The sequence below is a fragment of the Corynebacterium sp. HMSC074A09 genome (assembly GCF_001811545.1).
Classification (GTDB): Bacteria; Actinomycetota; Actinomycetes; order Mycobacteriales; family Mycobacteriaceae; genus Corynebacterium; species Corynebacterium hiratae.
In genome coordinates, this window is the sequence record NZ_KV805156.1 from 98,320 (window position 1) to 123,690 (window position 25,371).

General features: G+C 62.4%; 21 protein-coding genes and 1 pseudogene. 18 read left to right on the forward strand and 4 right to left on the reverse strand.

From position 1 onward, the window contains the following. The first annotated feature begins 25 nt into the window (after positions 1 to 25). From priA to pyk, 8 genes are all read left to right on the forward strand, one after another. Positions 26 to 808 carry a bifunctional 1-(5-phosphoribosyl)-5-((5-phosphoribosylamino)methylideneamino)imidazole-4-carboxamide isomerase/phosphoribosylanthranilate isomerase PriA gene (gene priA, locus HMPREF2807_RS10125; RefSeq protein WP_049155328.1) on the forward strand — a complete coding sequence of 261 codons (783 nt, stop codon included), beginning with the start codon at positions 26 to 28 and terminating at the stop codon, positions 806 to 808. Between the two features lie 4 nt (positions 809 to 812). Next, positions 813 to 1,616 (forward strand): inositol monophosphatase family protein, encoded by an 804-nt coding sequence (locus tag HMPREF2807_RS10130; protein ID WP_070512542.1) that lies wholly within the window; start codon positions 813 to 815, stop codon positions 1,614 to 1,616. Positions 1,617 to 1,777: 161 nt separating this feature from the next. After that, positions 1,778 to 2,542 (forward strand): imidazole glycerol phosphate synthase subunit HisF, encoded by a 765-nt coding sequence (gene hisF / locus HMPREF2807_RS10135; RefSeq protein ID WP_070512547.1) that lies wholly within the window; start codon positions 1,778 to 1,780, stop codon positions 2,540 to 2,542. Further along, positions 2,539 to 2,937, forward strand: a complete 399-nt coding sequence (hisI, locus tag HMPREF2807_RS10140) for a phosphoribosyl-AMP cyclohydrolase (protein ID WP_070512551.1) — start codon at positions 2,539 to 2,541, stop codon at positions 2,935 to 2,937. Before hisF ends, hisI begins: the two co-directional genes overlap by 4 nt. Next, on the forward strand, positions 2,930 to 3,559 hold the full coding sequence (locus HMPREF2807_RS10145; RefSeq protein WP_070512554.1) for a TIGR02234 family membrane protein: 630 nt from the start codon (positions 2,930 to 2,932) through the stop codon (positions 3,557 to 3,559). The genes hisI and HMPREF2807_RS10145 overlap by 8 nt, the downstream gene beginning before the upstream one ends. Positions 3,560 to 3,733: 174 nt before the next feature. Then, entirely contained in the window at positions 3,734 to 4,561 is an 828-nt protein-coding gene (locus HMPREF2807_RS10150; protein ID WP_070512557.1) for an indole-3-glycerol phosphate synthase TrpC, read from the forward strand. Between the two features lie 41 nt (positions 4,562 to 4,602). Next, a complete protein-coding gene (lgt, locus tag HMPREF2807_RS10155) occupies positions 4,603 to 5,523 on the forward strand; it encodes a prolipoprotein diacylglyceryl transferase (RefSeq protein WP_070512560.1) in 921 nt (306 codons plus the stop codon). A gap of 300 nt (positions 5,524 to 5,823) precedes the next feature. Beyond that, positions 5,824 to 7,245 (forward strand): pyruvate kinase, encoded by a 1,422-nt coding sequence (gene pyk, locus HMPREF2807_RS10160; RefSeq protein ID WP_070512713.1) that lies wholly within the window; start codon positions 5,824 to 5,826, stop codon positions 7,243 to 7,245. Positions 7,246 to 7,399: 154 nt separating this feature from the next. Here the strand turns inward: pyk and HMPREF2807_RS10165 are convergent, their stop codons facing one another. Beyond that, positions 7,400 to 9,790 carry a glycogen/starch/alpha-glucan phosphorylase gene (locus tag HMPREF2807_RS10165; protein WP_070512562.1) on the reverse strand — a complete coding sequence of 797 codons (2,391 nt, stop codon included), beginning with the start codon at positions 9,788 to 9,790 and terminating at the stop codon, positions 7,400 to 7,402. A gap of 99 nt (positions 9,791 to 9,889) precedes the next feature. After that, positions 9,890 to 11,098, reverse strand: a complete 1,209-nt coding sequence (locus tag HMPREF2807_RS10170; RefSeq protein WP_070512564.1) for an amidohydrolase — start codon at positions 11,096 to 11,098, stop codon at positions 9,890 to 9,892. Positions 11,099 to 11,134: 36 nt separating this feature from the next. Here HMPREF2807_RS10170 and HMPREF2807_RS10175 point away from each other — a divergent pair, with 36 nt between their 5' ends. Continuing rightward, a complete protein-coding gene (locus HMPREF2807_RS10175) occupies positions 11,135 to 11,533 on the forward strand; it encodes a hypothetical protein (RefSeq protein WP_046648013.1) in 399 nt (132 codons plus the stop codon). Between the two features lie 14 nt (positions 11,534 to 11,547). Here HMPREF2807_RS10175 and HMPREF2807_RS10180 read toward each other — a convergent pair whose 3' ends face one another. Further along, positions 11,548 to 12,666, reverse strand: coding sequence for a glycerate kinase (locus HMPREF2807_RS10180; RefSeq protein WP_046648133.1), 1,119 nt, complete (start codon positions 12,664 to 12,666; stop codon positions 11,548 to 11,550). A gap of 171 nt (positions 12,667 to 12,837) precedes the next feature. Between HMPREF2807_RS10180 and gdhA the strand changes: the two genes are divergently transcribed. Continuing rightward, entirely contained in the window at positions 12,838 to 14,184 is a 1,347-nt protein-coding gene (gdhA, locus tag HMPREF2807_RS10185) for an NADP-specific glutamate dehydrogenase (protein ID WP_070512568.1), read from the forward strand. A gap of 115 nt (positions 14,185 to 14,299) precedes the next feature. Beyond that, entirely contained in the window at positions 14,300 to 15,046 is a 747-nt protein-coding gene (locus tag HMPREF2807_RS10190) for a DivIVA domain-containing protein (protein ID WP_046648014.1), read from the forward strand. Here HMPREF2807_RS10190 and HMPREF2807_RS10195 read toward each other — a convergent pair. Further along, the gene (locus tag HMPREF2807_RS10195) at positions 14,985 to 15,626 is read right to left on the reverse strand and encodes a hypothetical protein (RefSeq protein ID WP_230308876.1); all 642 of its coding nucleotides are present in this window, start codon (positions 15,624 to 15,626) and stop codon (positions 14,985 to 14,987) included. The two genes, HMPREF2807_RS10190 and HMPREF2807_RS10195, sit on opposite strands and share 62 nt — an antisense overlap. Positions 15,627 to 15,759: 133 nt before the next feature. Here HMPREF2807_RS10195 and HMPREF2807_RS10200 point away from each other — a divergent pair, with 133 nt between their 5' ends. The 7 genes and pseudogenes from HMPREF2807_RS10200 (at position 15,760) to ftsY (ending at position 25,264) form a co-directional block, all read left to right on the forward strand. After that, on the forward strand, positions 15,760 to 16,299 hold the full coding sequence (locus HMPREF2807_RS10200; RefSeq protein WP_046648015.1) for a YceD family protein: 540 nt from the start codon (positions 15,760 to 15,762) through the stop codon (positions 16,297 to 16,299). Next, complete coding sequence (rnc, locus tag HMPREF2807_RS10205; protein ID WP_046648016.1) at positions 16,296 to 17,066, forward strand: ribonuclease III; 771 nt, start codon at positions 16,296 to 16,298, stop codon at positions 17,064 to 17,066. Before HMPREF2807_RS10200 ends, rnc begins: the two co-directional genes overlap by 4 nt. 14 nt (positions 17,067 to 17,080) lie before the next feature. Further along, positions 17,081 to 17,929, forward strand: coding sequence for a bifunctional DNA-formamidopyrimidine glycosylase/DNA-(apurinic or apyrimidinic site) lyase (gene mutM / locus HMPREF2807_RS10210; protein WP_046648017.1), 849 nt, complete (start codon positions 17,081 to 17,083; stop codon positions 17,927 to 17,929). A gap of 34 nt (positions 17,930 to 17,963) precedes the next feature. Then, positions 17,964 to 19,492: pseudogene (locus tag HMPREF2807_RS10215) on the forward strand (alanine/glycine:cation symporter family protein). Next, positions 19,493 to 19,798 (forward strand): acylphosphatase, encoded by a 306-nt coding sequence (locus HMPREF2807_RS10220; RefSeq protein ID WP_046648019.1) that lies wholly within the window; start codon positions 19,493 to 19,495, stop codon positions 19,796 to 19,798. A 10-nt stretch (positions 19,799 to 19,808) separates the two neighbouring features. Beyond that, positions 19,809 to 23,312, forward strand: coding sequence for a chromosome segregation protein SMC (smc, locus tag HMPREF2807_RS10225; RefSeq protein WP_070512571.1), 3,504 nt, complete (start codon positions 19,809 to 19,811; stop codon positions 23,310 to 23,312). Positions 23,313 to 23,386: 74 nt separating this feature from the next. Continuing rightward, on the forward strand, positions 23,387 to 25,264 hold the full coding sequence (gene ftsY, locus HMPREF2807_RS10230) for a signal recognition particle-docking protein FtsY (protein ID WP_070512574.1): 1,878 nt from the start codon (positions 23,387 to 23,389) through the stop codon (positions 25,262 to 25,264). Positions 25,265 to 25,371 lie beyond the last annotated feature (107 nt).

Below are 25,371 nucleotides of genomic sequence, written 5' to 3' on the forward strand. Positions count from 1 at the left end.
CCGCGTGAAAGGTAGACTACCCACCATGAGCTTTACACTGTTGCCCGCGGTTGACGTCGTTGATGGTCAGGCAGTACGCCTCGACCAAGGAGAAGCAGGAACCGAAAAGTCCTATGGATCGCCGCGGGAGGCCGCCCTCAAATGGCAGGCCCAAGGCGCGCAGTGGTTGCACGCGGTGGATTTGGACGCCGCCTTCGGTCGTGGCTCCAATCACGAGCTGCTCGCTGAAATTACGACGAGCGTGGACCTAGACGTGGAATTGACCGGAGGCATCCGGGACGACGATTCCTTGGCGCGCGCACTGGCCACTGGTGCCCGCCGCGTCAATATTGGAACCGCGGCGCTGGAAAACCCAGAATGGATTGCCAAGGTCCTCGCAGAGCATGGCGACCGCATTGCAGTGGACCTCGCCGTCCGGATGGTGGATGGTGAGTGGCGCACACGCGGTCACGGCTGGGTATCCGATGGCGGGGACCTCTGGGAGGTGCTCGAGCGCCTTGACGCAGCTGGCTGCACCCGTTTCGTGGTGACGGATGTGTCGAAGGATGGCACGCTCCAGGGGCCCAATATCGAGCTGCTGCGTGAGGTGGCGGCCGCCACGGACGCCAAGGTGACTGCTTCCGGCGGCATTTCCACTCTCGACGATCTGCGCGAGTTGGCTCTTTACGAGAACGAGGGGATCGATTCCGCCATCATCGGTAAAGCACTCTACGAAGAGCGCTTCACCTTGGAGGAGGCTCTTGCAGCCGTTGCGGAGGTTACCCCGCTGCCGGGAGAGGAATACATCGACCCGATCGAGGAGAAGTAGGCCTATGGCCCCGATGACAGGAACTTCAGCGTCGGATCCGCGCGAACTTGTTGCCTTTGCGGAAGCCGCGGTGGACCAGGTTGATGATCTCTTCCGCAGGGGCCTCGGCGCGGCACCCGCGCGTTTCAAAGGCGAAGGAGACTTTGCTACCGAGGTGGATCTGCTCATCGAACAGCAGTTGCGCCAGACATTGGGCCAGCTCACCGGCATTCCGGTGTTCGGTGAAGAGTCCGGTGGCAACTTGGAGGAGACGGTGTGGGTTGTGGATCCGGTAGACGGAACCGCGAACTACTCGGCTGGGAATCCGTGCTGCGGCATTCTTGTTTCGCTCCTGCACGATGCAAAGCCGGTCGTCGCCGTCGCCGACTTTCCATTGTTGAACCGCCGTGTTGTTGCGGCGCAAGGGATGCCGCTGCGTACGACCGGCGGCCCGGCGACCGGGTTCGGGGGAGGAGAGGAGGCTCTCGGATTCGACGAAGCGCGCGGACACGTGGGCTGCTCCTCGCACCTGCCCACGAGCCTATTCAACGACCTACGGGAGACCGGGTTGCGGCCCCGCATGACTGGGTCGGTGGGGCTGGACAACGCTTTTGTCGCTCAGGGCGTGTTCGACGGTGCAGTGAATTTCTCGCCGCACCCGTGGGATAACGCGGCGGGCGCGCTCATCATTAAGGCTGCCGGTGGCCGTGTGAGCGACCCCGAGGGCAATGAGTGGACTGCACACTCGAAGGGTTTCGTGGGCGGGACCCCGCAGGTGCATGCCACGATTTTGGAGGCCATTGCTCGAAATCCGCGTGGGGACCGCTAAATAGGCCCCGTCCCGGGGCTGAAACCGGTGCTCAGCACTGGCGCTGAATCCCGGACTTATTCTTTAACGTTTTACCGTTTTCCTACTATGTTCATCACCGTTCGGTGGTCCCGAGTGGACTGCTGTTTATCTCACCTTTAGCTATGAGGAGGATTGTCACCATGGCGCTTGCCGTGCGCGTGATCCCGTGTCTGGACGTTGATAATGGCCGCGTGGTCAAAGGCGTCAACTTTGAAAACCTGCGTGATGCCGGCGACCCAGTGGAGCTGGCCGCTCGCTATGGTCAGCTGGGCGCTGATGAGCTGACATTCTTGGATGTCTCCGCGTCCAAGGACGGCCGCGGCACCATGCTCGACGTCGTTCGCCGCACGGCGGATCAGGTGTTCATCCCACTAACCGTCGGCGGCGGCGTGCGGTCGGTGGAGGACGTTCGTGAGCTATTGCGGGCTGGTGCCGATAAGGTGTCCGTTAATTCTTCCGCCATTGCGCGCCCCGAGTTGTTGCGAGAGCTCGCGGATGTGTTTGGTTCTCAGTGCATCGTGTTGTCCGTCGATGCTCGCCGTGCGGCGGGCTTTCCCAGCAGATTTGAGGTCACCACGCATGGCGGCACACGCTCCGCGGGGATCGACGCTGTGGAATGGGCCAAGCGCGGCGAGGAATTGGGGGTCGGCGAGATTCTGCTGAACTCCATGGATGGTGACGGAACCAAGGCAGGCTTCGACCTCGAATTGATTGAGGCCGTGCGTGCAGCGGTTTCGGTGCCGATCATCGCCTCGGGTGGGGCCGGGAAGGCCGAGCACTTTCCACCGGCTATCGACGCTGGAGCGGATGCCGTGCTCGCGGCTAGTATCTTCCACTTCGGCGAGGTGGAGATTTCCGAGGTCAAGCAGGCATTAGCTGCTGCAGGAAAGGAGGTCCGTCAATGACAGAGGACAGCACTAACTCCGCCAGCACCACGAACGTCGGGGACTATGAGCTGAGCGACGACATTGCCCTGCAGCTCAAGCGCAATGAGGCGGGCCTAGTCCCGGCTATCGTGCAGTCGGAACGAGGTGAGGTACTCATGCTGGCGTGGATGGATGACCACGCGCTGGCTTACACGCTGGCGACGCGCCGCGGGACCTACTACTCACGCTCGCGTCAAGAGTATTGGATTAAAGGGCTGACGTCCGGCAATACCCAAGAGGTAGTGGGTGCGCGCCTAGATTGCGATGGTGACACCATTTTGCTCACCGTGCGTCAGCGCGGCGGGGCATGCCATACCGGCGACCGCACCTGTTTCGACGCTCGAAACCTCCTTGGGGAGGAAGATCATGGCTAAGCGCGGCGGACCCATACTGATGTTGGTCGGCGCCATCTTGTTGTGGCTATCCTCCCGCATGACGTGGGTGAAAGCGGCGGTCGAAGACGATAAGGCCGGATCGAGCGTGGTGGAGCTATCCGGCTCCTTATGGTCCCTTGAGCTCATCGCGCTGAGCGTGGTGGTCCTGGCCGGTGGCGTGGCTGCCTTCGCTCTCGGGCGGACTGGCCGGCGCATCGTCTCCGTCATCACCGCCCTCGCCGCTGCGGCTGCGGGATGGCGTCCGGTGGCGCTGTTGACCGCCGGCCCCGAGGCGGAGCGTGCCCAGGAGCTTCTGCAAGGCGGGACCAACGATACCTCTGTGGATACGACGACTATTTCCGATTGGGCCGTCGTCCTCACCGCGGACGCGTCGACTGCGGGCCCAGTTCTCGCTCTCGTCGGCGCCGCCCTGGCGCTCTTTGGGGCGGTGCTGGTGGCGAGCAACCCGGGTGCCGATAAACCCCGCACAGCCAAATACGAAACCCCGGCGGTACGGCAGGAGCGCCTGCAGGAAGAACTCGAAACCTCCCAAGATTCCGGCCGCGTGATGTGGGACGCGCTGGATGCTGATATTGATCCCACAGATCCCCGCTCCTCCTAAACACACGCGCCGCGACGGCGAGCATAGTGACGGAGAGCCTGGTGAGAAAGGCCCTGTTGCGGGGAACGGGTGCCCCGGATTTCTAGTTAGAGGTGAGGGCGCGCTAGCCTAAATGTGATCTCGAACGCCCCTGTTTCTTTCTTTGAGTCTCCTTCGGGGAAGGGAGGTGGAATCATGCCTACCCCGATCGCCGTCGATCATCTCGTGGCCGGAGTGCTGGCTGATGTAGCCGCGCGGGAGGCCCGTGTCCCGTTCAAGGAAATTAAAGCAAGGTCCCGCGACATGGACGCTCCGCGCGATGCCGCGAAAGCTCTGCTGCGCCCGGGATGCTCTATCATCACCGAAATCAAGCGCGCCGTGCCCTATGGCGGTGAAATTGCCCACTTGGATAGCCCGAAGTCGGTGGCAGAACTGGCACATAGCCTGGAGGAAGCAGGGGTTCATGTGATGGCCTGTCAGACAGATCGTCGCCGCTTCCACGGGTCACTCGAGGACATGCGGGTCGCCCGCGCGGCCGTCGACTTACCGATGCTGTGCCGCGACACCATCGTTGATCCCTATCAGATTCATGAGGCGCGTTGTTATGGGGCAGACGCGATTCCCTTGCAGGTGGAGCTGCTCAGCCAAGCTCGCCTCGAGTCACTTCTCGACCGCGTGGAAACCCTCGGGATGACCGCCATCCTGGAAGTCCGCACCTGTGCCGAGGTGGATCGCGTTATCAAGGCAGGGGGAACTGTCGTGGCGATCAACGCGTGGTCATTGGCCTCCGATGCTATTAATCGGGAGGCCTTTTCTGCTATTTCGCCCGGTCTTCCTGAGAGCATCACTCGCATCGCGGTGGGCGGTGTTAATAACCCGCGCAACGTGCTGTCTTATGCCTCGCAAGGTGCTGATGCCATCCTCGTCGGTGAGTCCATCATGGCTGCCCAGGACCCGATGACCTTGGCCCGTTCTTTGGTGGCCGCAGGCCAACATCCTGCGTGCCCTTCGCGTAGAAGCTAAGCGCGTTGTCGCGGCCGTCATTTTCAGGCACACTGTTTCCCGTGCAGATTTACAACCTCGCCAATATTCCTTCCCCGCCACAAGGCGTGTGGCATCTCGGCCCGGTCCCGATTCGTGCTTATGCCATGTGCATCATCGTCGGCATTCTCGTTGCGATGTGGATGACGCTGCGCCGCTATACCGCCCGTGGTGGCAACCCTGACGTGGTGTGGGATGCTGCCCTGGTGGTAATCCCGGCCGGCATCATTGGCGGGCGCCTCTATCACGTGATTACGGATTACGATAAGTACTTTTGCTCCACGTGTGATCCCATCGATGCAGTGAAAATCACCAACGGGGGGCTCGGTATCTGGGGAGCAGTCGCGCTGGGCGCGGTGGCACTGTGGATCATGTTCAAGATTAAGGGTATTCCGTTGGGGCCCTTTGCTGATGCCGTCGCCCCAGGGCTTATCCTGGCCCAGGCCATCGGCCGCTTGGGCAATTGGTTTAACCAGGAACTGTATGGCCGTGAGACCACTGTCCCGTGGGCCCTCGACATCTACTACCGAGTTAATGAAAGCGGTGAGTATGCGCCCATCAGCGGCCGCTCGACTGGGGAAGTAGTGGCCTCTGTGCATCCGACCTTTCTCTATGAGCTTGTGTGGAACGTGGCGGTATGCGTGTTCCTGCTTTGGGCGCACAAGGCGTTCAAGCTTGGCCATGGTCGTGTCTTCGCGCTGTATGTTGCCGGGTACACCGCGGGCCGCTTCGTCGTGGAAAACATGCGTGCGGACGATGCCACGCACATCTTCGGCCTCCGGGTCAACGTCATCGTTTCCGTGGTCTGCTTTGTCGTGGCGCTTATCGTGTACTTACGGTTGCCGCGCGGGCAGGAGTCGCCGGAGGAAGTCGATCCCACCCGCGCCACGGAGACTGCGGTGGGCAGCGCTGCCGAGGGTAGCGCCGGTGAGTCTAAAGGGTGACGATGCGGGTAGTGCCCACCGGATATAGGCCCTGAGATTCTGTGGAGTAGCCGGGATCACACGTGGCTTTTGCGGTGCCTAACACGGCAACCTAAAGACCGGTGCGGCGGAACTGAAATGCCCGGATGTGCCCGGTTATTCCCGTTTGTAGCTGCAATACGGGCGTTGCGTTTTCCGCTTGGAATACCGGCGTTACGGGTCGAAAACCCGGCATGAGCTTCGTTCGTGGTGGCCGAGACCAGTAAACGGGGGTAGTTTAGGAACCGTTAGAAACTCCCGATGTGAATAAGGCACTCCATGTTGGATAGAAGAACCAAAATCGTTTGTACGTTGGGTCCTGCAGTCGCAAGCAAGGAAGGAATTCTTGGGCTTGTTGAAGCAGGCATGAACGTGGCGCGTCTGAACATGTCCCACGGCGAGCATGCGGACCACGAGGCGAACTACCGCTGGGTCCGCGAGGCCACCGATGAGACCGGCCACGCAGTCGGCGTCTTGGCGGACCTGCAAGGCCCGAAGATTCGCCTAGGCCGTTTCGTCAACGGTGAAGAGATGTGGAAGGACGGCGAAATCGTCCGCATCACCGTTGATGACGTCGAAGGCACACACGACCGCGTGTCCACCACCTACAAGAACCTGGCACAGGACGCGAAGCCGGGTGACCGCCTGCTGATCGACGATGGCAAGGTCGCCGTCGTGTGCAAGGAAGTCGACGGCAACGACGTTGTCTGCGAGGTTACCGAGGGCGGACCGGTCTCGAATAACAAGGGCGTGTCCCTGCCGGGAATGGACATTTCTGTTCCGGCGCTGTCGGAAAAGGACATCGCAGATCTTCGCTTCGCCTTGAAGCTCGGCGTAGACATGGTCGCCTTGTCCTTCGTGCGCTCCCCGGCTGACGTGGACAAGGTCCACGAGATCATGGATGAGGAAGGCCGCCGCGTTCCGGTCATCGCCAAGCTCGAGAAGCCGGAGGCAGTCGACGCCCTCGAGTCCATCGTCCTAGCCTTCGATGCGATCATGATCGCCCGCGGTGACCTCGGCGTCGAGGTTCCGCTGGAACAGGTTCCGCTGTTCCAGAAGCGCGCTATCCAGATCGCTCGTGAGAATGCCAAGCCGGTGATCGTGGCAACGCAGATGCTCGATTCCATGATCTCCAACCTGCGCCCGACTCGTGCGGAGGCCTCCGACGTTGCCAACGCAGTGCTCGATGGCGCCGATGCGGTCATGCTCTCCGGTGAGACCTCCGTCGGCATCGACCCCCACAATGTTGTGCGCACGATGTCCCGGATCGTGATGAATGCTGAGCAGGGCGGCCAGGTTCCTCCGCTGACGCACGTCCCGCGCACCAAGCGTGGTGTTGTGTCTTACTCCGCACGCGATATTGCTGAGCGCCTTAACGCGAAGGCTATCGTGGCCTTTACGACGTCCGGTGATACCGCTAAGCGTGTGGCTCGACTGCACTCCCCGTTGCCGCTCTTGGCCTTTACCCCGCACCCGGCGGTGCGCTCGCAGCTGGCCTTGACGTGGGGCGCGGAGACCTTCTTGAGTGACGCGGTTGAGTCCACCGATGACATGATGGCCGCCATCGATGGGGCGCTGCTGGGAATGGATAAGTACAAGGAGGGCGATATGATCATCGTCATCGCCGGTACCCCTCCTGGAATCTCCGGTAACACGAATATGATTCAGGTCCACGAACTGGGTCAGACCCTGCGCGATAAGTAATACTGTCGCAGATAAGCAGACAGCGCCGCCTCACCCCGGTTGCTTCCTTACCCACTAAGTGGGAAGGAGGAACGGTGGTGAGGCGGCGCTTTGTCTGTGAGGAAAGCCCGTCGAGGGTTAATAGGCAACAGTGCGTCTATTACCCCCTGTCTATCTAGACGTTGGAAATGGGGGTCGGAGCCAGCTTCCACACCTCGTTGGCATAGTCAGCGATGGTGCGGTCGGAAGAGAAGCGGCCAGAGTAGCAGATGTTGAGCCAAGCCTTCTTGGCCCATGCCATCTCGTCAGCGTCATAGTCGGCAGCCATGCGGTCACGGGTCTCGCGGTAGTCTGCGAAATCTCCGAGGACGTAGTAGGTGTCCTGAGCGTGCTCACCAAAGCCATCGAGCAGTGAGGAGCGCAGATCCCCAAACATCCCGGCATTTTCAGAGCCCAACGTGCCATCGGTAAAGGCATCGAGGACGCGGGACAGGCCCGGAACAGTGTTGTAGAGCTCGCCCGGGTTGTACTCGGCGCGAAGCTGCGGGATCTCCTCGTTGCGGGCGCCGAAGATGTAGGCATTCTCTTCGCCCACTGCCTCGACGATCTCGACGTTGGCGCCATCCATCGTGCCCAGGGTCAGTGCACCGTTCATCATGAACTTCATGTTGGAGGTGCCGGAGGCTTCCTTGCCGGCCACGGAGATCTGCTCGGAGACATCGGCGGCAGGGATGATGTGCTCGGCAGGGGAGACGTTGTAGTTCTCCACAAAGACCACGTTGAGCACGTCCTTAGTGGCCGGGTCGTTGTTGACCAAGTCACCGATGGTGTTGATGAGCTTGATGATGGCCTTTGCGCGAACGTAGCCCGGGGCGGCCTTCGCGCCGAAAATGAAGGTGCGCTTCGGAACGGTTTCGCCGTCGACCTTGATACGGAAGTACAGGTCCAGAATGTACAGAGCGTTCATCAGCTGGCGCTTGTACTCGTGCAGGCGCTTGATCTGGACGTCGAAGATCGAATCCGGATCCACCGTGGCGCCTTGGTGTGCTTCGATCCATGCGGCAAAGTCCTGCTTGTTAGCGCGCTTGATGTTGATGAGCTGGCGCAGCACCTTCTCGTCCTCGGCCAAGGAATCCAGTTTGGCCAGCTCAGTCAGATCGGTGACCCAGGCATCGGAACCAGCCTGCTCAGTGAGCAGGTCGGACAGGCGCGGGTTGCACATGCGCAGCCAGCGGCGCGGGGTGACGCCGTTGGTCTTGTTGTTGAACTTCTCCGGCCACAGTTCGTACCACTCAGACAGCGTGTCTGCCTTGATGATCTCGGTGTGCAGCGCCGCCACGCCGTTGATGGAATAAGCGGCGTAGCAAGCAATCCACGCCATGTGGACGTGACCGTCGGACACCGGGGCCATGTAATCGATGCGACCCTGGTCGAGGCCGCGCTGGGCCATGTCCTCGCGGAAACGGCGGTCAATCTCTTCCACGAGCTCCCAGATGCGCCAGAAGAGCTTCTGGAAGATGGAGATCTCCCAGCTTTCCAGGGCCTCTGCCAGCACCGTGTGGTTGGTGTAGGCAAAGGTCTCGGTGACGACCTTCCATGCCTCGTCCCAGCCCATTCCGTGTTCGTCGAGAAGCAGGCGGAGCAGCTCTGGAATGGCCAGCACGGGGTGGGTGTCATTGAGCTGGATGCAGTTGTACTCGGCGAAGCCGGTGAGATCCTCGCCGTGGTGTTCGATGTAGTTGTCGATCATCTGCTGCAGCGAGGCGGACACGAAGAAGTACTGCTGGCGAACGCGAAGGACCTTGCCTTCGTAGGTGGTGTCGTTGGGGTAGAGGACACGGCAGATATCCATGACTCGCTCGCGCTCCACGATGGCCTCGGTGAAGCGCTGCGAGTTGAAGGCGTCGTAATCGAACTCATCGATGGGCTCGGACTTCCACAAGCGCAGCGTGCCCACGTTGTCGGTTCCATAGCCGGTAATCGGCATGTCATAGGGGATAGCGCGGACATCCATGTCATCGAAATGGACCAGGCGCTGCTCGGAGGCGCGGCGAATGATGAAGTCATAGCCATTCTCCATCCACGCATCCGGCTCTTCGCGCTGGAAGCCGTTGTCAAAGGACTGACGGAACAGGCCGTAGCGGTAGAGCAGACCGTAGCCGGTGACGGGGAAGTCTTGGGTGACAGCGGAGTCGAGGAAGCAGGCAGCCAGGCGGCCCAAACCGCCGTTTCCTAGCGCGGCATCGTGCTCGGCCTCGAGGACATCGACCAATTCGTGGCCGGTGGCCTGGGTGGCGGCGCGGGCCTCGTCGACGAGGCCGATGTTGGTGAGGTTGTTGAGCAGGGCTCGACCCTGCAGGAATTCAGCCGAGAAGTAGTGCTGCTGGCGGGTGGCGGCGTAGGCGCTGCGGGTGGCTTCCCAGTTGTCCGCAATCTGCTCCATTACCGAGGAGGACAGGCCGGACCAGAACTTGCGGTTGGTGGCAGCGGTGGGGGAGACGCCGGCGGCGGCGCGGACGTGTCCGGGAACTGCGGTCTGAAAATCGGAGTGCTGGGGTTGACTCATGAGAATCCTTCACCTTAGGCATAAAAAATGCGGAAAAATACCAACTCCCAAGCTTAACCAGTTCCGTACTCACTCGCAGACCGCGTTGAGTACGGAAAACTAGTGCCCAAGGAAAGACAGCACGGAGGCAGCCCCAGCGCGGGTAGCTGAGCGCATGGTGGGCTCATAGTCCGGGAGGAACGTGGACTGATGGTTGACCGGCGGGTTGCCTAGGAGGTCCTCCGGCGTGGAACCGATGAACCAGAAGTAGTACGGCACGCCCCAGGCCTGCGGGAGGTAGCAGAAATCCTCGGACACGGTGGAGGGCGTGGCAGTGACGGAGAGATCACCGAAGACCGCGTCGAAGGCCGAGCGAACGGTTTCGTGTGCGGCGGCGTCGTTGTCGGTGACTTCGCCGTGGGCGAAATACTCGAAGGTAGGTTCAGCGGGGCATCCGCTTGCTTCACATTCAGCGCGCACCATGCGCTCGAGGGAGGCGTAGACTCGCTTGGCCAACTCCGGCTTGTAGTAACGGGTGTTGAGCACCAGCTCGGCGCTGCCCGGAATGATGTTGTTCTTATCGCCCGAGTGCAGCTCGCCTACCGAGATGACGAAGAAGTCATGGGGAGGTACTTCGCGGCCGACGATGGCTTGCAGGCGGGTTACCACCATGGCGGCCACGTAGGACGGATCGATGGCCTCATGCGGCATGGAGGCGTGCGCGGAGCGCCCCGTGATGCGGATGCGGAGGGAGTCGCAACCGGCCAGGATGGGGCCGGCGGTGGACTGCACTTGGCCGGCGGGGCCGGGCATGACGTGTTGTCCTAGGCAGACATCCGGGGTGGGGACTCGGTCGGTGAGTCCGTCAGCAATCATGTACTTGGCGCCCATGGATGATTCCTCCGCCGGCTGGAATAGTGCTAGGAAGGTGCCGCGCCAGGCCGCACGGTGGGCGTCGAGAATCGCGCACGCACCGAGCAGTGCGGTGGCGTGTACGTCGTGCCCGCACGCGTGCATTGCCCCGTTGGTGGCGGCGAAGGGCACGCCGGTTTCCTCGGCCACGGGGAGGGCATCAAAGTCTGCGCGCATCAGGGCGGTGGGGCCGTCGCCATTGCGGAAGATAGCGACGATGCCGTGGCCGCCGATTCCGGTGACGAGCTCGCAGTCGTAGTTCTCTAGTTGTTCGAGGATGCGCCCGGCGGTGCGTTCCTCTTCGTGGGACAGCTCCGGGTGGGCATGCAGATCTTCGTAAAAGGCGCGTTGCCAGCTGAGATCAACGGCGTCCTCCGAAAGGAGTCCAGTCAGCGTGGAAAGTGTGGGATCTGCCATAGTTACCGTCCTTGAAGTTTGGGTAGGGTTACCTACATGCCAATGATTCACTTTGATGTTCTGGTGCCGGATGCCCAAGCGGAGCGTGTGGCCGAAATCTTTAGCACTGCCACCCGTAAGTTGGTGGAAAACAACTCGCTGGCCTCTGCAGAGGTTACTCGTGTGCCTGAGCCTGTATTCCCAGAGGGGTTGGAAGAACAGCTGCGCCAGACTTACCGTGAGGAACACGAAGAGCGGGACCTGGAGGGGGCAAACGTGTATCGCTACGCCATCGCCGTCGATGGCGTGACGGGGTCCGTTAACCAGCTGACGATGGTCCTCGCGCGCCTGCTGACCCCGCATGCGGTGCTACCGAAGGATCATGTGTTGCTGGAAGATGAGCTCGCCCACGAGCGCCCGGCTATCTTCCCGTGGGCGGTGCAGGTAGCCCCTTAGTCCCACAGAAAGCTCTAATTCTGCAGGAAGTTCAGCACAAGACGCTCGGCCGCGGCGCTCAGTTGCTCGGCCACGCTAGCGTGCGCGTCGCCGTCGAGCTCTTCGAGTAGCGCGCCCTGCGGTGCCGGGGCGGTAGCGGAGCCGGCGATGATGCCGAGAGTGGGCGGTCCAGTGAGCTCGGCCAGCGTGCCTACCACCTTTCCGGTGAGTGATTGTTCGTCGAAGCGGCCTTCGCCGGTCAGGACGAGGTCCGCCTCGGCGATGCGGGCGGGAAGATCGAGGGCCTCAGCTACATAGCGGCCGCCCGGCACGATGCGGCAGTGCTCCGAGGTGCCCCAGAGTGTGCGCGAAAGCCAGCTCAGGGCGATGGGGATACCGCCGGCGGCACCAAAGAACTCGGCCTCCGGATCGGTGTCCGTGACCTCGCACAATCGCAGCATCGCGCCGGCCAGGAGCGCGACCTGGTCGCCCTTGGCCCCCTTCTGCGGCCCATACATTGTTGCGGCCTGGATGGGCACGGCGCGGGTATCGGTGACCAAAGTGTAGTCCAACATGGCCGCCTTCATGTTTAGTTGCGCCGTGTCGATGTGGTCGAGGTTGACCAGCGGAGCACCCCCTTTGGGGAGGGCATAGCCGCGGGCATCGTGTGCGGCGGCGCCGAGTGCGGCGAGGATGCCGAGCCCGCCGTCGATGCTGGCGCTACCGCCGAGGCCGAGAACGATGTGCTTGGCGCCGCGCGATTCGGCATCGGCCACCAACACGCCCGTGCCATAGGAGTCCGCATGCAGCGGGTCGAGGGCATCGGAGACAGCAGGCAGCCCAGTGGCGGCGGCGACGTCGATGAAGGCTGTATCGCCGACGAGCTGATAGCTGGCCTCGGTGAGGCGTCCAACAGCATCGGTAGTTGGCAGCGTAATGGTCTGGCCCGCAGTGCCGTGGCGAGCCACGGCGGCACTAGCGAGAACCTCCGCGGTTCCCTCGCCACCATCGGCCGTGGGAAGGGCATGTACCTTCGCCGTGTCGGCATACGGGGAGGAGCTCAGCGCGCGGCGCGCGCCGAGTGCAATGGCAGCAGCGGCTTCGGCGGCGGTGGCGGTGCCTTTAAAGGAATCGGGGGCAACAAGAATGCGCATGTTCACGAGTATATGGCAGAGATGTGAGAAAAAATTTTCGCGCTCTGACCAGCCTTTAAGGCGCGCCGCAGTACGGACGTCTTGCAATTTAGGTCAATTGATAGAAAACTATCGTTTGTTCAATGGATGACGCACCGACCGCGAGGCACGGTGTCGAATGAAAGGATAGCCATGTCCATCGACCAGCAAATCTCCGACTATTACAGCAAGCTCCTCAAGCGTAATGCGGGCGAACCGGAATTCCACCAGGCGCTCGCTGAGGTGCTTGACTCCCTGAAGATCGTCCTCAACAAGGACCCGCACTATGCTGATTACGGCCTGGTCGAGCGTCTATGCGAACCCGAGCGCCAGCTCATCTTCCGCGTTCCATGGGTAGATGACAGCGGCCAGATTCAGGTTAACCGTGGCTTCCGCGTGCAGTTTAACTCCGCCCTCGGCCCCTACAAGGGCGGCCTGCGCTTCCACCCGAGTGTGAACTTGGGCATCATCAAGTTCCTCGGCTTCGAGCAGATTTTTAAGAACTCCCTGACCGGCCTGCCTATCGGTGGTGGCAAGGGCGGTTCCGACTTCGACCCGAAGGGTAAGTCCGATGCCGAGGTCATGCGCTTCTGCCAGTCCTTCATGACGGAGCTACACAACCACATCGGCGAATACCGCGATGTCCCGGCCGGCGATATCGGCGTGGGCGGCCGCGAAATCGGTTTCCTGTTCGGGCAGTACCGCCGGCTGGAAGGCAAGCATGAGTCTGGCGTTCTTACCGGCAAGGGTCTGTCCTGGGGTGGCTCCCTCGTGCGTACCGAGGCTACCGGTTACGGCCTGGTGTATCTGACCTCGGAAATGATGAAGACCCATGGTGAGTCCTTCGACGGTGCCAAGGTTATTGTCTCCGGCTCCGGCAACGTCGCCATCTACGCTGCTGAAAAGGTGCAACAGCTCGGCGGTACCGTCGTCGCGATGTCTGACTCCTCCGGCTACATCACCACCCCGAACGGTGTGGACCTGGAGCTGCTCAAGGAGATTAAAGAAGTCCGCCGCGAGCGCATTTCCACCTACGCCGGCGAAGCGGGTGCGGGCGTGGAGTACCACGAAGGCGGCAACGTATGGGAGGTGAGCGCCGACGTTGCCCTGCCGTGCGCTACCCAAAACGAACTTGACGGTGACGATGCCAAGCTTCTGGTGAAGAATCAGGTCCGCTATGTTGCCGAAGGCGCGAACATGCCCTGTACCCCGGAGGCAGCGCACTACTTTGTGGAAAGCGGCATCGCCTTCGCGCCGGGTAAGGCCGCGAATGCGGGCGGCGTGGCGACCTCCGCGCTAGAGATGCAGCAGAATGCGTCCCGTGACTCCTGGTCCTTCGAATACACCGACCAGCGCCTGCACGAGATCATGTCCAACATCTTCCGCAACATTGACAAGACCTCCAAGGAATATGGCTTGGAGGGCGACTACGTTGCCGGCGCCAACATCGCAGGCTTCAAGAAGGTGGCCGACGCCATGCTGGCACAGGGCGTTATCTAGCCCCGCTCCTGTCCTCTATTGCCAGGTTGAGCCTCCCCGCCTAGCGGGGAGGTTTTCGCCGTTTTGCCCGCGTGGGATACGTGGTGGTGCGCTCTTGCTTGGATAGTCTGGTGCCATGTACCGCGTATTTGAGTCCCTCGATGAACTTGTTCGCAACCTGGAACAGGCCTATGCCGTTCCCATGACCTCCAATTGCATGGTTCCGCGCCACGAGATGCTGGCGCTTCTCGACGATCTCCGCAACGCCCTCCCCGTTGAAATGGATGATGCCCAAGATGTTCTGGACAAGCAGGATGAGATCCTGCAGGGTGCCGAGGAACGCGCGAACCAAATCATCTCCGATGCCAACGCAGAAGCCGATGACACCGTTACCCGTGCGCGCGAGGACTCCGACGCCATGCTGGCTGACGCCCAGCACCGCGCCACCACCATGGTGGCCCAGGCAGAAGATGAGGCCACCAACCTCGTAGAAAACGCGCGCTCTGATGCCGAGCGCACCCGCGCCCAGGCAGATGAGGAGTACCAGCGCACCGTTGCTGCGGGCCAAGCTGAGCAGGACCGTTTGGTCTCTGAATCCGAAGTTGTGCGCCGCGCCGACGACGAAGCGCACCGCATCGTGGAATCCGCCCACTCCGAATCCAACCGACTGCGCACCGAGTGCGATGAATTCGTCGACGCCAAGCTGGCGGAATTCGAAACCACCTTGTCGGATCTCCTGCGCACCGTCAACAACGATCGCTCTGCCCTGCGGCGAGGCGCCGGTGTGCGCTCCCGCGGGGAGTCCCGCGGCGAGGGGCGCACTAGTGCGCGCGAACACCGCGAGCCGGGGCGCCGTGCACCCCGCGCGCCGCGCGACTACTAACGTGAACTAACGCGCGTGCCTCCTCCGCGCGGCGGATACGGGCGGCTTCCTTAGCTGACATGGTGCTCAGTGCTGCGGCAAGTCCGGCGGAGATGAGGCCTGGGAGTGCATAGAGCAGCCACATGATGCCGAAATTCGTGTCTACGGCGTGGGGTTCTGAGAGAGGGCCCCAGGCGGCGTCGGCAAGCATCAGCAACACATCCACCGCCCCGACGGTGAGCATCATCAATCCAATCCCCATGCTGGCGGCCGAAAAGGACTCCCGCGCGCCCCAGGCGATGAGCGCAGCAAAAAGCGAGAACAGCGCTGAAGAAATAATGACAATTGGCCCAAAGTGCAGGGGGAGAAGAGACACGGCGCCGACGATCACACCTGCGAGGGCACTGGCGAGAGCCACGCGGTGCAAGGAAAGGCCGGCATCGCCAAAGATGCTGGGGCGGTGTCGAGTGATGACGTGGCGGCATGCCACCCCGGCAACGGCCAGTGCTACGGCGGGGACAAGGCACTGCAGCGGAAAGCTGAGTGCGAGGTCGCGTGCCGTGGCGGCCAGAGGCGCCGTGCCCGTAGCGGTGTAGCTCATGGGCCTTTAGGCTAAAAGCCTGAAGCGGAAGAATCGAGGCTTTTGTGCAAGTGCTTAAGTGGCTATGACCCTGCGTTCAGGTCCTTGCCAGTCTAGGGCGCAGGGGGCAGCACAGGGTAAGCTGGTGGGCGCTATGAAATCACCATTGAAGTTCGACGTGACGGAATTGCTCCGCAGCCAAGGAACCGAGGCGCTGCCTGAGCACCGCGTGCAGACCGGACCCGCGCCAGAGCGCATCGGCGTGGAAATGATCGGCGTCCCGGAAGGCGCTGAAGTCACGGTGGAAGCCACCTTGACCCCGTTGGGCTCCGGCGTGTTGGTGGACGCTGATGTCACCGGCACCCTCAGCGGCGAATGCGCACGCTGCTTGGCTGAGCTACACCCAGAGATGGATCTCCACGTGTCCCAGGTGTTTTCCGCAGACGAATCCTTCGTCGGCGGGGATGAGATCGAGGAAGAGGATCGCGGTTCGGGCGATGAGGTACCCGAGATTCAGGACGGGATTCTTGACCTCCTGCAGACCGTGATCGATGAGGCAGGGTTGTCCCTTCCGTTTGCCCCAACGTGCGAAGGCGGCTGCGAGGTGGACGTGCCCGAAGGTGTGACCACGGGGGTATCCGGGGAAGAAGAACGCGTTGATCCGCGGTGGTCCGGGCTGGAGAAATTCCTATGAGCAAGAAGAAGAAACTGACCGGTGAGCAGGCCCTTGCCGCAGCATTCGCGGAGGTAGACCACGCCCCGTTGCTGAAAGCACTCGGCGTGGAGCTCAGCGATGAGCTGCTGTGTTTGGCGCTGACACACCGCTCCTTTGCTAATGAGAACGGGCACCTTCCCAACAATGAGCGCTTGGAGTTCCTGGGGGACGCGGTCTTGGGCTTGTCCGTCGCGGCCAAGCTCTACGACAAGTACCCCTCGCGCCCCGAGTCGGATATTTCCAAGATGCGCGCGTCCATCGTGTCGCGCTACGGGTTGTCTGACGTGGCCCGTGAGATTGGCGTGGGCGACCACGTCTTGTTGGGCAAAGGCGAGCAAGCCACTGGAGGACGCGACAAGGATTCCATCTTGGCCGATACCACCGAGGCCATCCTGGGCGCTATTTACCGTCAACATGGCTTCGAGGTCGCCCGCGGGGTGGTGCTGAAGCTGTTCGCCGCCAAGATCGACAACGCCGTGGTGTCCGGTCGGCACATGGACTGGAAGACGACCTTGCAGGAGCTGTGCGCTGAGTTGAAGGCCGCGATGCCGGTCTATTCAGCCACGTCGACGGGTCCTGAGCACGATCAAACCTTCAACGCCGTGGCCACCGTGGCCGGTTTGACCGTCGGCCGGGGGACGGGCCACAACAAGAAGCTCGCTGAGCAGCAGGCGGCGGAGGAAGCGTGCCAAACCTTGCGTGAGACGCCGTTGCTGGTGCAGGGCACCGCCGGCAAAGAAAGCTAAAACACGAGGACTCGATGCCAGAACTTCCCGAAGTTGAGTCCGTCCGCCGCGGGCTCGAGCCTTATGTTGTGGGGCGCTCCTTCGCAGCAGTAGAGGTTCTCCACCCGCGCGCTAACCGGGGCCAGGAAGCGCCGCTGTCCGCGCTGCTGGTGGGCAGGAAGATTGCCGCGGTGGCGCGCCGCGGCAAGTTCATGTGGCTGGAGTTCGCCGACGAGGACCACACTGACCCGGCACGCGATGTGCTCTTCATCCACCTCGGTATGTCGGGGCAGGTGCGGATCGGTGAGGTAGATTCGCCGCATGTGCGTATCGCCGCCGTGCTTGACGACGCCACCCGCCTCAGCTTCGTGGACCAGCGCACCTTCGGCTATTGGCGTCTCGGGCCATGGCTGACCATGGCGCATATCGCTCCCGATCCTCTCGAAGCAGACTTTGACCTTACAGCGGCAGGGCGGCGCCTGCGCGCGAAGCGCACCGCGGTCAAGGTAGCTCTGCTCGACCAAACGGTGCTCAGCGGGGTGGGCAATATCTATGCCGATGAGGCGTTGTGGGCGGCCCAGATTTCTCCGCTCAAGAAGGCTAGCGCCCTGCGGCAGCGCGATGCCGTCGCGGTGATATCCGCGGCCGGTGATGTCATGCGCGCGGCGCTCGCCGTTGGCGGAACCAGCTTTGACGCGTTGTACGTCAACGTCAACGGTGAATCCGGATATTTTGACCGTTCCTTACATGCCTATGGCAGGGGTGGCCAGCCCTGCGATCGCTGCGGTGAGGAAATCGTGAAAACCGTGCTTGGCGGGCGTGGGACCCACTACTGCCCGTCCTGTCAGCGCCGCGGAGAGGGGAGGCTGCCCGCGGCCAACTAGGACGATTCTGGTGTGAGTTATTAATGTGTAACGCATGCAAGAAATCTTCAGCACCGTGATCGGTGTCATTAACGACAGTCTGTGGTCTTATGTCCTGCCATGGCTGCTCATTGCCGCGGGCCTCTTCTTCGGCATCCGCACCGTCTTGGTGCAGATCCGTGTATGGTGCCGGACATGTTCAAGGCGGTCGTCGAAAAGCCCAAGGGCGTCGGCGCCGATGAGGATGCCGACTATGGCGGAATCTCCGCCTTCAAGGCATTCACCATTTCGGCAGCCTCCCGCGTGGGCACCGGCAACGTCGCGGGCGTGGCCGTGGCCATCTCCGTGGGCGGACCCGGTGCGGTGTTCTGGATGTGGCTCATCGCCATCCTTGGTGGTGCGACTGCATTCGTCGAGTCCACTTTGGCGCAGCTATGGAAGGTGCGCGAAGGGGATACCTACCGTGGTGGCCCCGCCTACTACATGTCCCGCGGCTTGGGCTGGAAGCCTCTGGCGACCATCTTCTCCGTCGCCATCGCCATTACTTTTGGCTGGTTCTACAACGCTTTCCAGACCAACGCTATCTCCGATTCCTTGGCGGCCTCCTTCGGGCAGGATTCCAGTGCTTTCAAGGCAGGCGTGGGCATCGCCGTCGTCGCAGTGTCCGGTCTCATCATCATCGGTGGCGTGCAGCGCATCGCCTCGATGACTCAGTTCATCGTGCCTTTCATGGCCGGTGCTTACCTCATCATGGGCATCATCGTGGTGGTCCTGAACTTTGACAAGGTGCCGGACATGCTTGCCTCCATCATTGGCTCTGCGTTCGGCTTCCGCGAGGCCGCCGGTGCGACCGTGGGCATGGCGATGCTCAAGGGTATCCAGCGTGGTTTGTTCTCCAACGAAGCGGGTGAAGGTTCTGCTCCAAACGCAGCAGCTACCGCGACGGTGTCCCACCCAGTCAAGCAGGGCCTCGTGCAGACCCTCGGCGTGTACTTCGACACCCTGGTGGTGTGTACGATTACCGCCTTCATCATCCTGCTGGGTACTGATTTCGAGCGTTTCGGTTCCGATGCGATTGAGGGTGTAACCCTGACCCAGAATGCGCTCTCCGGTGTGGTGGGTGAGTGGGGCATCCACTTTGTCACCTTCATCCTCTTCTTCCTCGCCTTCTCCTCGATTCTGGGCAACTACTACCTTGCCGAGTCCAACGTGGAGTACCTCTCTGAGAAGAAGTCGGTGCTGTGGATCTTCCGTCTCATCGTGTTGGCCTTCGTCTTCTACGGTGCAGTGGCCCCGCTGGGCACCGTGTTCGACCTGGCCGATACCGGCGCTGCCATCATGGTTCTGCTCAACGTGTGCGCCATCGTGCCGCTGTCGGGCGTGGCCATCAAGCTGTTGAAGAACTACAACGAACAGCGCCGCAAGGGCCTGGATCCCGTCTTCCACCGTGATATGCTGCCGGAACTGCAGAACGTCGAGTGCTGGGATGGCACGGATCCGGTAACCCGCCGCAGCGCGGAGGACCGCCGCCGTCTCAAGCACGAGCATGACTTGGGTGACCGCACGAACTTGAGGGAGTACTAGATGACGCAGCAGGCAGCGGCCACAGGGAATGAGCGGCTCACGGCTTTCGTCCATGGCCACGTCCAAGGCGTGGGCTTTCGCTGGTGGACGCGTTCCCGGGCACTCGAACTAGGGCTGGCAGGACACGCGACGAACCTGCAGGATGGCCGCGTCCAGGTGGTTGCTGAAGGGCCGCGTGCTGATTGCGAGAAGCTGCTGGCCTTGCTGCGTGAAGAACCGTCGACCACCCACCGCCCAGGCGTAGTGAACGCCGTGGTGGAGCAGTGGGCCGCACCGCGCGGTGAGTCGGGCTTCATCGAGCGCTAAACTAAACCGAATGCACCTCAAATCGCTCACGCTCAAAGGATTCAAGTCCTTCGCGTCCGCGACGAACCTGAAATTCGAGCCCGGCATCTGCGCCGTGGTGGGCCCAAATGGCTCGGGTAAATCGAACGTCGTCGATGCGCTCGCGTGGGTCATGGGTGAAGGCAGCGCCAAGACGCTGCGCGGCGGCAAGATGCAGGACGTCATCTTTGCCGGCGCCGGGGACCGCAAGGCCCTCGGCCGCGCCGAGGTTACGCTGACGATTGACAATTCCGATGGCGCCTTGCCCATCGAGTATTCGGAGGTCTCCGTCACCCGCCGCATGTTCCGGGATGGCGCGAGCGAATATGAGATCAATGGGGCGAAGGCGCGCCTCATGGATATTCAAGAGCTGCTGTCTGATTCCGGCATTGGCCGCGAGATGCACATCATCGTGGGCCAGGGAAAGCTGGCGGAGATTCTGGAATCCCGCCCGGAGGATCGCCGCGCCTATATCGAAGAAGCCGCGGGCGTGCTGAAACACCGCCGCCGCAAGGAAAAAGCGCAGCGCAAGCTGACCGGCATGCAGGCCAACCTGGATCGCCTGCAGGACTTGACCGATGAGCTGGGCAAACAACTCAAGCCCTTGGCGCGCCAAGCGGAGGCCGCCCAGCGCGCAGCAACCGTGCAGGCGGATTTGCGGGATGCCCGCCTGCGTCTTGCCGGCGACCGCGTGGTGCGGTTGCGCGCGACATTCGACGACGCTGAAAAGCGCGCGGCGGTGCTCGCCGAGCAGGTCGAGGAAGTGACAGCCCAGCTGGAAGAGGCGACCGAAATCCAGCTCGAGGTAGAAGCCGAGTTGGGGGATGTCACTCCGCGCGCGGAGGCCGCGCAGAAGCTGTGGTTTGAGCTCTCGACGCTGTCGGAGCGTATCTCCGCTACGCAGCGCATCGCGGCCGAGCGCGCCAGCAACGTTGGCTCACAGGTCGCCTACGCGGGCCAGGATCCGGATGAGTTGGAGGCACGCGCCCAGCGGGCCGACGAGGAGCATGATGAGTTGCTGGCCGCGGCCGAGGAGGCGGCGGAGCGTCTGGAATCGATCCGGGAGGAAGTGGCTGAGCGCCGGGAAGCCTTCGAGGCCGCAGATAAGGAACACATGGCGCAGCTGCGCGCCATTGCGGATCGCCGCGAAGGCGTGGTTCGCCTCATCGCCGCTGAGGAGAACTTAGCTGGTCAAGTAAGTTCCGCGGAGTCCGAGTTGGCGCGGCAGGAAGAGACGCTGGCGAACACGAAGGCGCGCACTAGGGGAGCGCAATCGGAAGCCGATGAGGTGGCGGACAAGCTGGAGCACCTGGCTGCCGAGCGGGAGCCGCTGGAGGAAGCGCATGTGCGCGCGGCCAGCGAATCCGCAGCGGCCGATAAACGCTTGGAACAGCTGCGTGACGCACAGCGGCAACACGAGCGCAGCGTGTACAGTTTGCGCGCTCGGATCGATACCCTGGGCCAGACCGTTCCAGAAGCACTGGATCTCGGTGAGGGCTTTAAACCTCTCGCGGAGTTCATCTCCACGCGTTATGAGACGGCCGTTGCGGCAGCACTCGGCTCCTTTGCCGAAGCCCAAGCCGGCGCGGTGAGCGGGGACATCGTGCGCGATCTCGCTGCGGCGAGCCGCACGCCGCTGATCGACGTCGCCGCGGAGCCCACCGGTTCAGCCTGGCGCCTTGACGCGGACTTGCCTTCCGGTGCTCGCTGGCTGCTGGACCAGATGGTCTTGGTCCCAGAAGTCTCAGCGGCGGTGACGCGCTTGCTCTCCGACGTGGTCCTCGTCGACGACTATGCCGCAGCCCGTGAACTCATCGCGGAGGATCCGCGCCTGCGAGCTGTGACCCCTGAGGGCCTGCTCGTCGGCGAAGGTTGGGTAGAGGCCGGAACTGGAGCTGCCTCAACGGTGGAGGTGAGCGGCCAGATTGCGGAGGCCGAGCAACAGCTGGAGACCGCCACCCATGAGCTGGAAGAACTATCCGGCACGCTGGAAGGCGCGAAGCTGGCGGCGGACGATGCGCGCGTGGGTGCGGCGAGCGCTAAGGCCGCGCTACGGGAACACGATCACGAGTTAGAGGCGTGGAAGCGCGATCACCAGCGCTTGCTCAAGCAATACGAGGCGAACAAGGCTGAGCACGAAAAGGCCGCCGCCCGCGCCATGGATATCGAGGTGCAGTTGGCCCGCCTACGCGAAGAGTTGGCGGAGGCGCGTGACCGCTTGTCGCGCGTGGACGCTGAAGAGCAGGCTGATGAACCCTCCTCGGTGGAACGCGATGCTGCCTCGACGGCCCTGGAACAGGTCAAGGCCATGGAGGTAGAGGCCCAGCTGGCGGCCCGCAGCGCCGAAGAGAAGGTCGGCCAGGCAGCGGGTAGGGGAGAGGCCCTTCGGCGCCAAGCCCAGCACGAGCGCCAGGCCAAAGCCCGCCACGATCAGGCGATGGCCCGCCGGCAAGCGCAGGCGAGGTTGGCGGGGGCCGTCGACAAGCATGCCCAAGATTTGGCCGCCCGGACCGCGCAGGCACTCGAGCGGGCCGCCGAGGAACGCGATGAGCTGGTCACCCAGCGCGGCGTGCTGCAAGGCCGTGCACAATCGGCGAAGCAAGCGGTCTCCTCGACCCGCCAGCAGCTGGATCGCCTGACCGACTCCGCGCATAACTCCGAGATCGCCCGCAGCCAAGCGCAGGTGCGCGTGGATGAGGCCGAGGAAAAAATCGTGGAGCAGCTCGGCATTGCGATTCCCGACCTGCTCAAGGACTACACCCCGGGGGAGGATTTCGATCGTTCCGCCGAAACTAAGCGGTTGAAGCAAGCCGAGAAGGACCTCAATTCCTTGGGTAAGGTCAACCCGCTGGCCTTGGAGGAGTACAAGGCACTGGAGGAGCGCTATAGCTTCCTCTCCACGCAGCTGGATGATGTGATCCAGGCGCGCAAGGATCTGACTGGCGTTATCGAAGATGTGGACGCGCAGATCCTGCAGCTGTTCACGGATGCCTGGCACGACGTGGAAGCGGAGTTTCCCAAGGTCTTCCAGACGCTGTTCCCCGGAGGCGAGGGTCGCCTCATCCTCACGGAGCCGGATGACATGCTGGCCACCGGCATCGAGGTGGAGGCCCGCCCGCCGGGTAAGAAGGTGAAGCGCTTGTCGCTGTTGTCTGGTGGCGAGAAGTCCTTGACAGCCCTGGCTATGCTCGTGGCGATTTTCCGCGCGCGCCCCTCACCGTTCTACGTCATGGACGAGGTGGAAGCCGCGCTTGACGACGTCAACCTGCGCCGTCTCATCGCCCTTTTCGAGGAGCTGCGTAAGGATTCCCAGCTCATCGTCATCACCCACCAGAAGCCGACGATGGACGTGGCCAACGTGCTGTATGGCGTCACGATGCGCGGCGATGGCGTGACGCGCGTGATTTCGCAGCGCATGTCTCGCGCCGGTGAGGCGCCGGGCACAGCACAGGCGGCGGAGGATGCCACGCGTCTCGGCGTCGACGCCCCGCGCTAGGGCGGGGCTTGCGCCCAGCACTTTTCACCCTCCTTGTCGTGCCGTACGTGGACAACCCTGGCACTATGGAAGGCATGAATACTACTTTTATGTGGATTGCGATAGCAGTCATCGTCCTGATTCTGCTCGTGGTCTTGTTCGTTGTCCTAGGCAAGAAGCGCGGCGAATCAAAGAAGGTCTCCTTTGAGAAGCCCGTGGAGGAGCCGAAGGAGCTGACCCAGCAGCAGAAGTCCGGCAACTACCAAGCCAAGTCTGGTTTTAATTTTGCCCCGGCTGGCGGCGGTGCAGTTAAGGAGCCTGTCACCGCCTCGAAGCCCGAGCAGCCGGCGCCACAGCCGCCAGTTGCCGAGCAGCCCGCGCAGGCCCCGGCTGAGCCCAAGCCCAAGCCTGAGCCGCAGGCGGAGCAGCGTGATGCCACTGATCTGGCGAATGCTCAGCTCAAGGGTGAAGAGGAGACCCCGAAGGCAGCGAAACCTGCGGCGGAACCGAAGCCTCAGGCAGAGCCTAAGCCGGAACCCGTCGGAGACGCGAAGCCGGTGAGCGAGCCGGAACCGGCTGCGCAGAACGAACCGGCAAAGGAAGAAGAGGATAAGGATTCTTCCGCTGGTGTAGCCGCTGCAGGAGCTGCGGGCGCTGCCGCCGCTGGTGCTGCCGTATCCGGCGCCGCTGCTGTTGACAAGGATGACGAGGACACGGAAGAGGATGTCCCGGCCACCGAACAAGAGATTGCTGAACCGGAGCCGGTAGTTGAGACTCCGAAGGTAGAGGAGGAACCGGAGGTACCTGAGGCTCCGGCCGAGGAGGAGCCTTCCGCCCAGTCTGAGGCCGAAGAAGAGGTAGAAGCACTGCCTGAGCCAGAAGCACCGGCCGAGTCTGAGGAAGCCGAAGCAGAGGAGGCCGCCGCGGCAGCGGGGGCGCAGGCGGCGTCGGCAAGCGCGGCACTCGAGGCTGAGCCGGAGGAGCTCGAAGTATCCGACGACGCCGAGGTTGTCGAGGCCCCGGCAGCCCAGCCGCAGGAGGACATTGCGCCGGCTGCCGGCCGCTTGGGCAAGCTGCGCGGGCGTCTGTCGCGCTCGCAGAACGCCATTGGCCAAGGCCTCATGGGCATTCTTTCTGCTGGTGACCTTGATGATGATGCCTGGGAGGAAATCGAAGACACCCTCATCATGGCGGATCTGGGTACGAAGTCCACCATGCAAGTTACCGACTCCCTGCGTGACAAGATTGCAGAGCGCGGAGTCAGTTCTGAGGCCGAAGCGCGTGCGATGCTGCGCGAGGCCCTCATCGAGGTGGGCCACCCGGAGATGGACCGTTCTATCAAGGCCATGCCGAATGAAGGCAAGCCGGCCGTCATTATGGTCGTCGGCGTCAACGGCACCGGCAAGACCACCACGACCGGCAAGCTGGCCCGCGTGCTCGTGTCCATGGGGCACAACGTCTTGCTCGGCGCGGCGGATACTTTCCGTGCAGCGGCTGCGGACCAGCTGGAGACCTGGGGCCGCCGCGTGGGCGCTACCACCGTGCGTGGCAAGGAAGGCGCGGACCCGGCCTCCGTGGCCTTTGATGCCGTGACCGCTGGCGTTGACCAGGGCGTGGACGTTGTTCTCGTTGACACCGCTGGCCGTTTGCACACCTCCGTGGACCTCATGGACCAGCTGGGCAAGGTCAAGCGCGTGGTGGAGAAGAAGACCGAGGTTGATGAGGTCCTGCTTGTATTGGATGCGACGGTGGGGCAGAACGGCCTGACCCAGGCCCGTATCTTCCGTGATGTTGTTGATATCACCGGCGTTGTCCTCACGAAGCTGGATGGCACCGCCAAGGGCGGCATCGTCTTCCAGGTGCAGGAGGAACTGGGCGTGCCGGTCAAGCTCGTGGGCCTCGGCGAGGGTGCAGATGACCTCGCGCCGTTTGAGGTTGAAGGATTTGTTGATGCCTTGCTGGGGGAGAAGTAAGTCCTTATAGATCCCTGGGCTAGACCTAAGTTCTTTCGAGACGCAGCGCCTCCTTTGTGGGGCGCTTTCGTCGTCTTCATCCCATTAAAGATGTGCTTTGGGGGAGG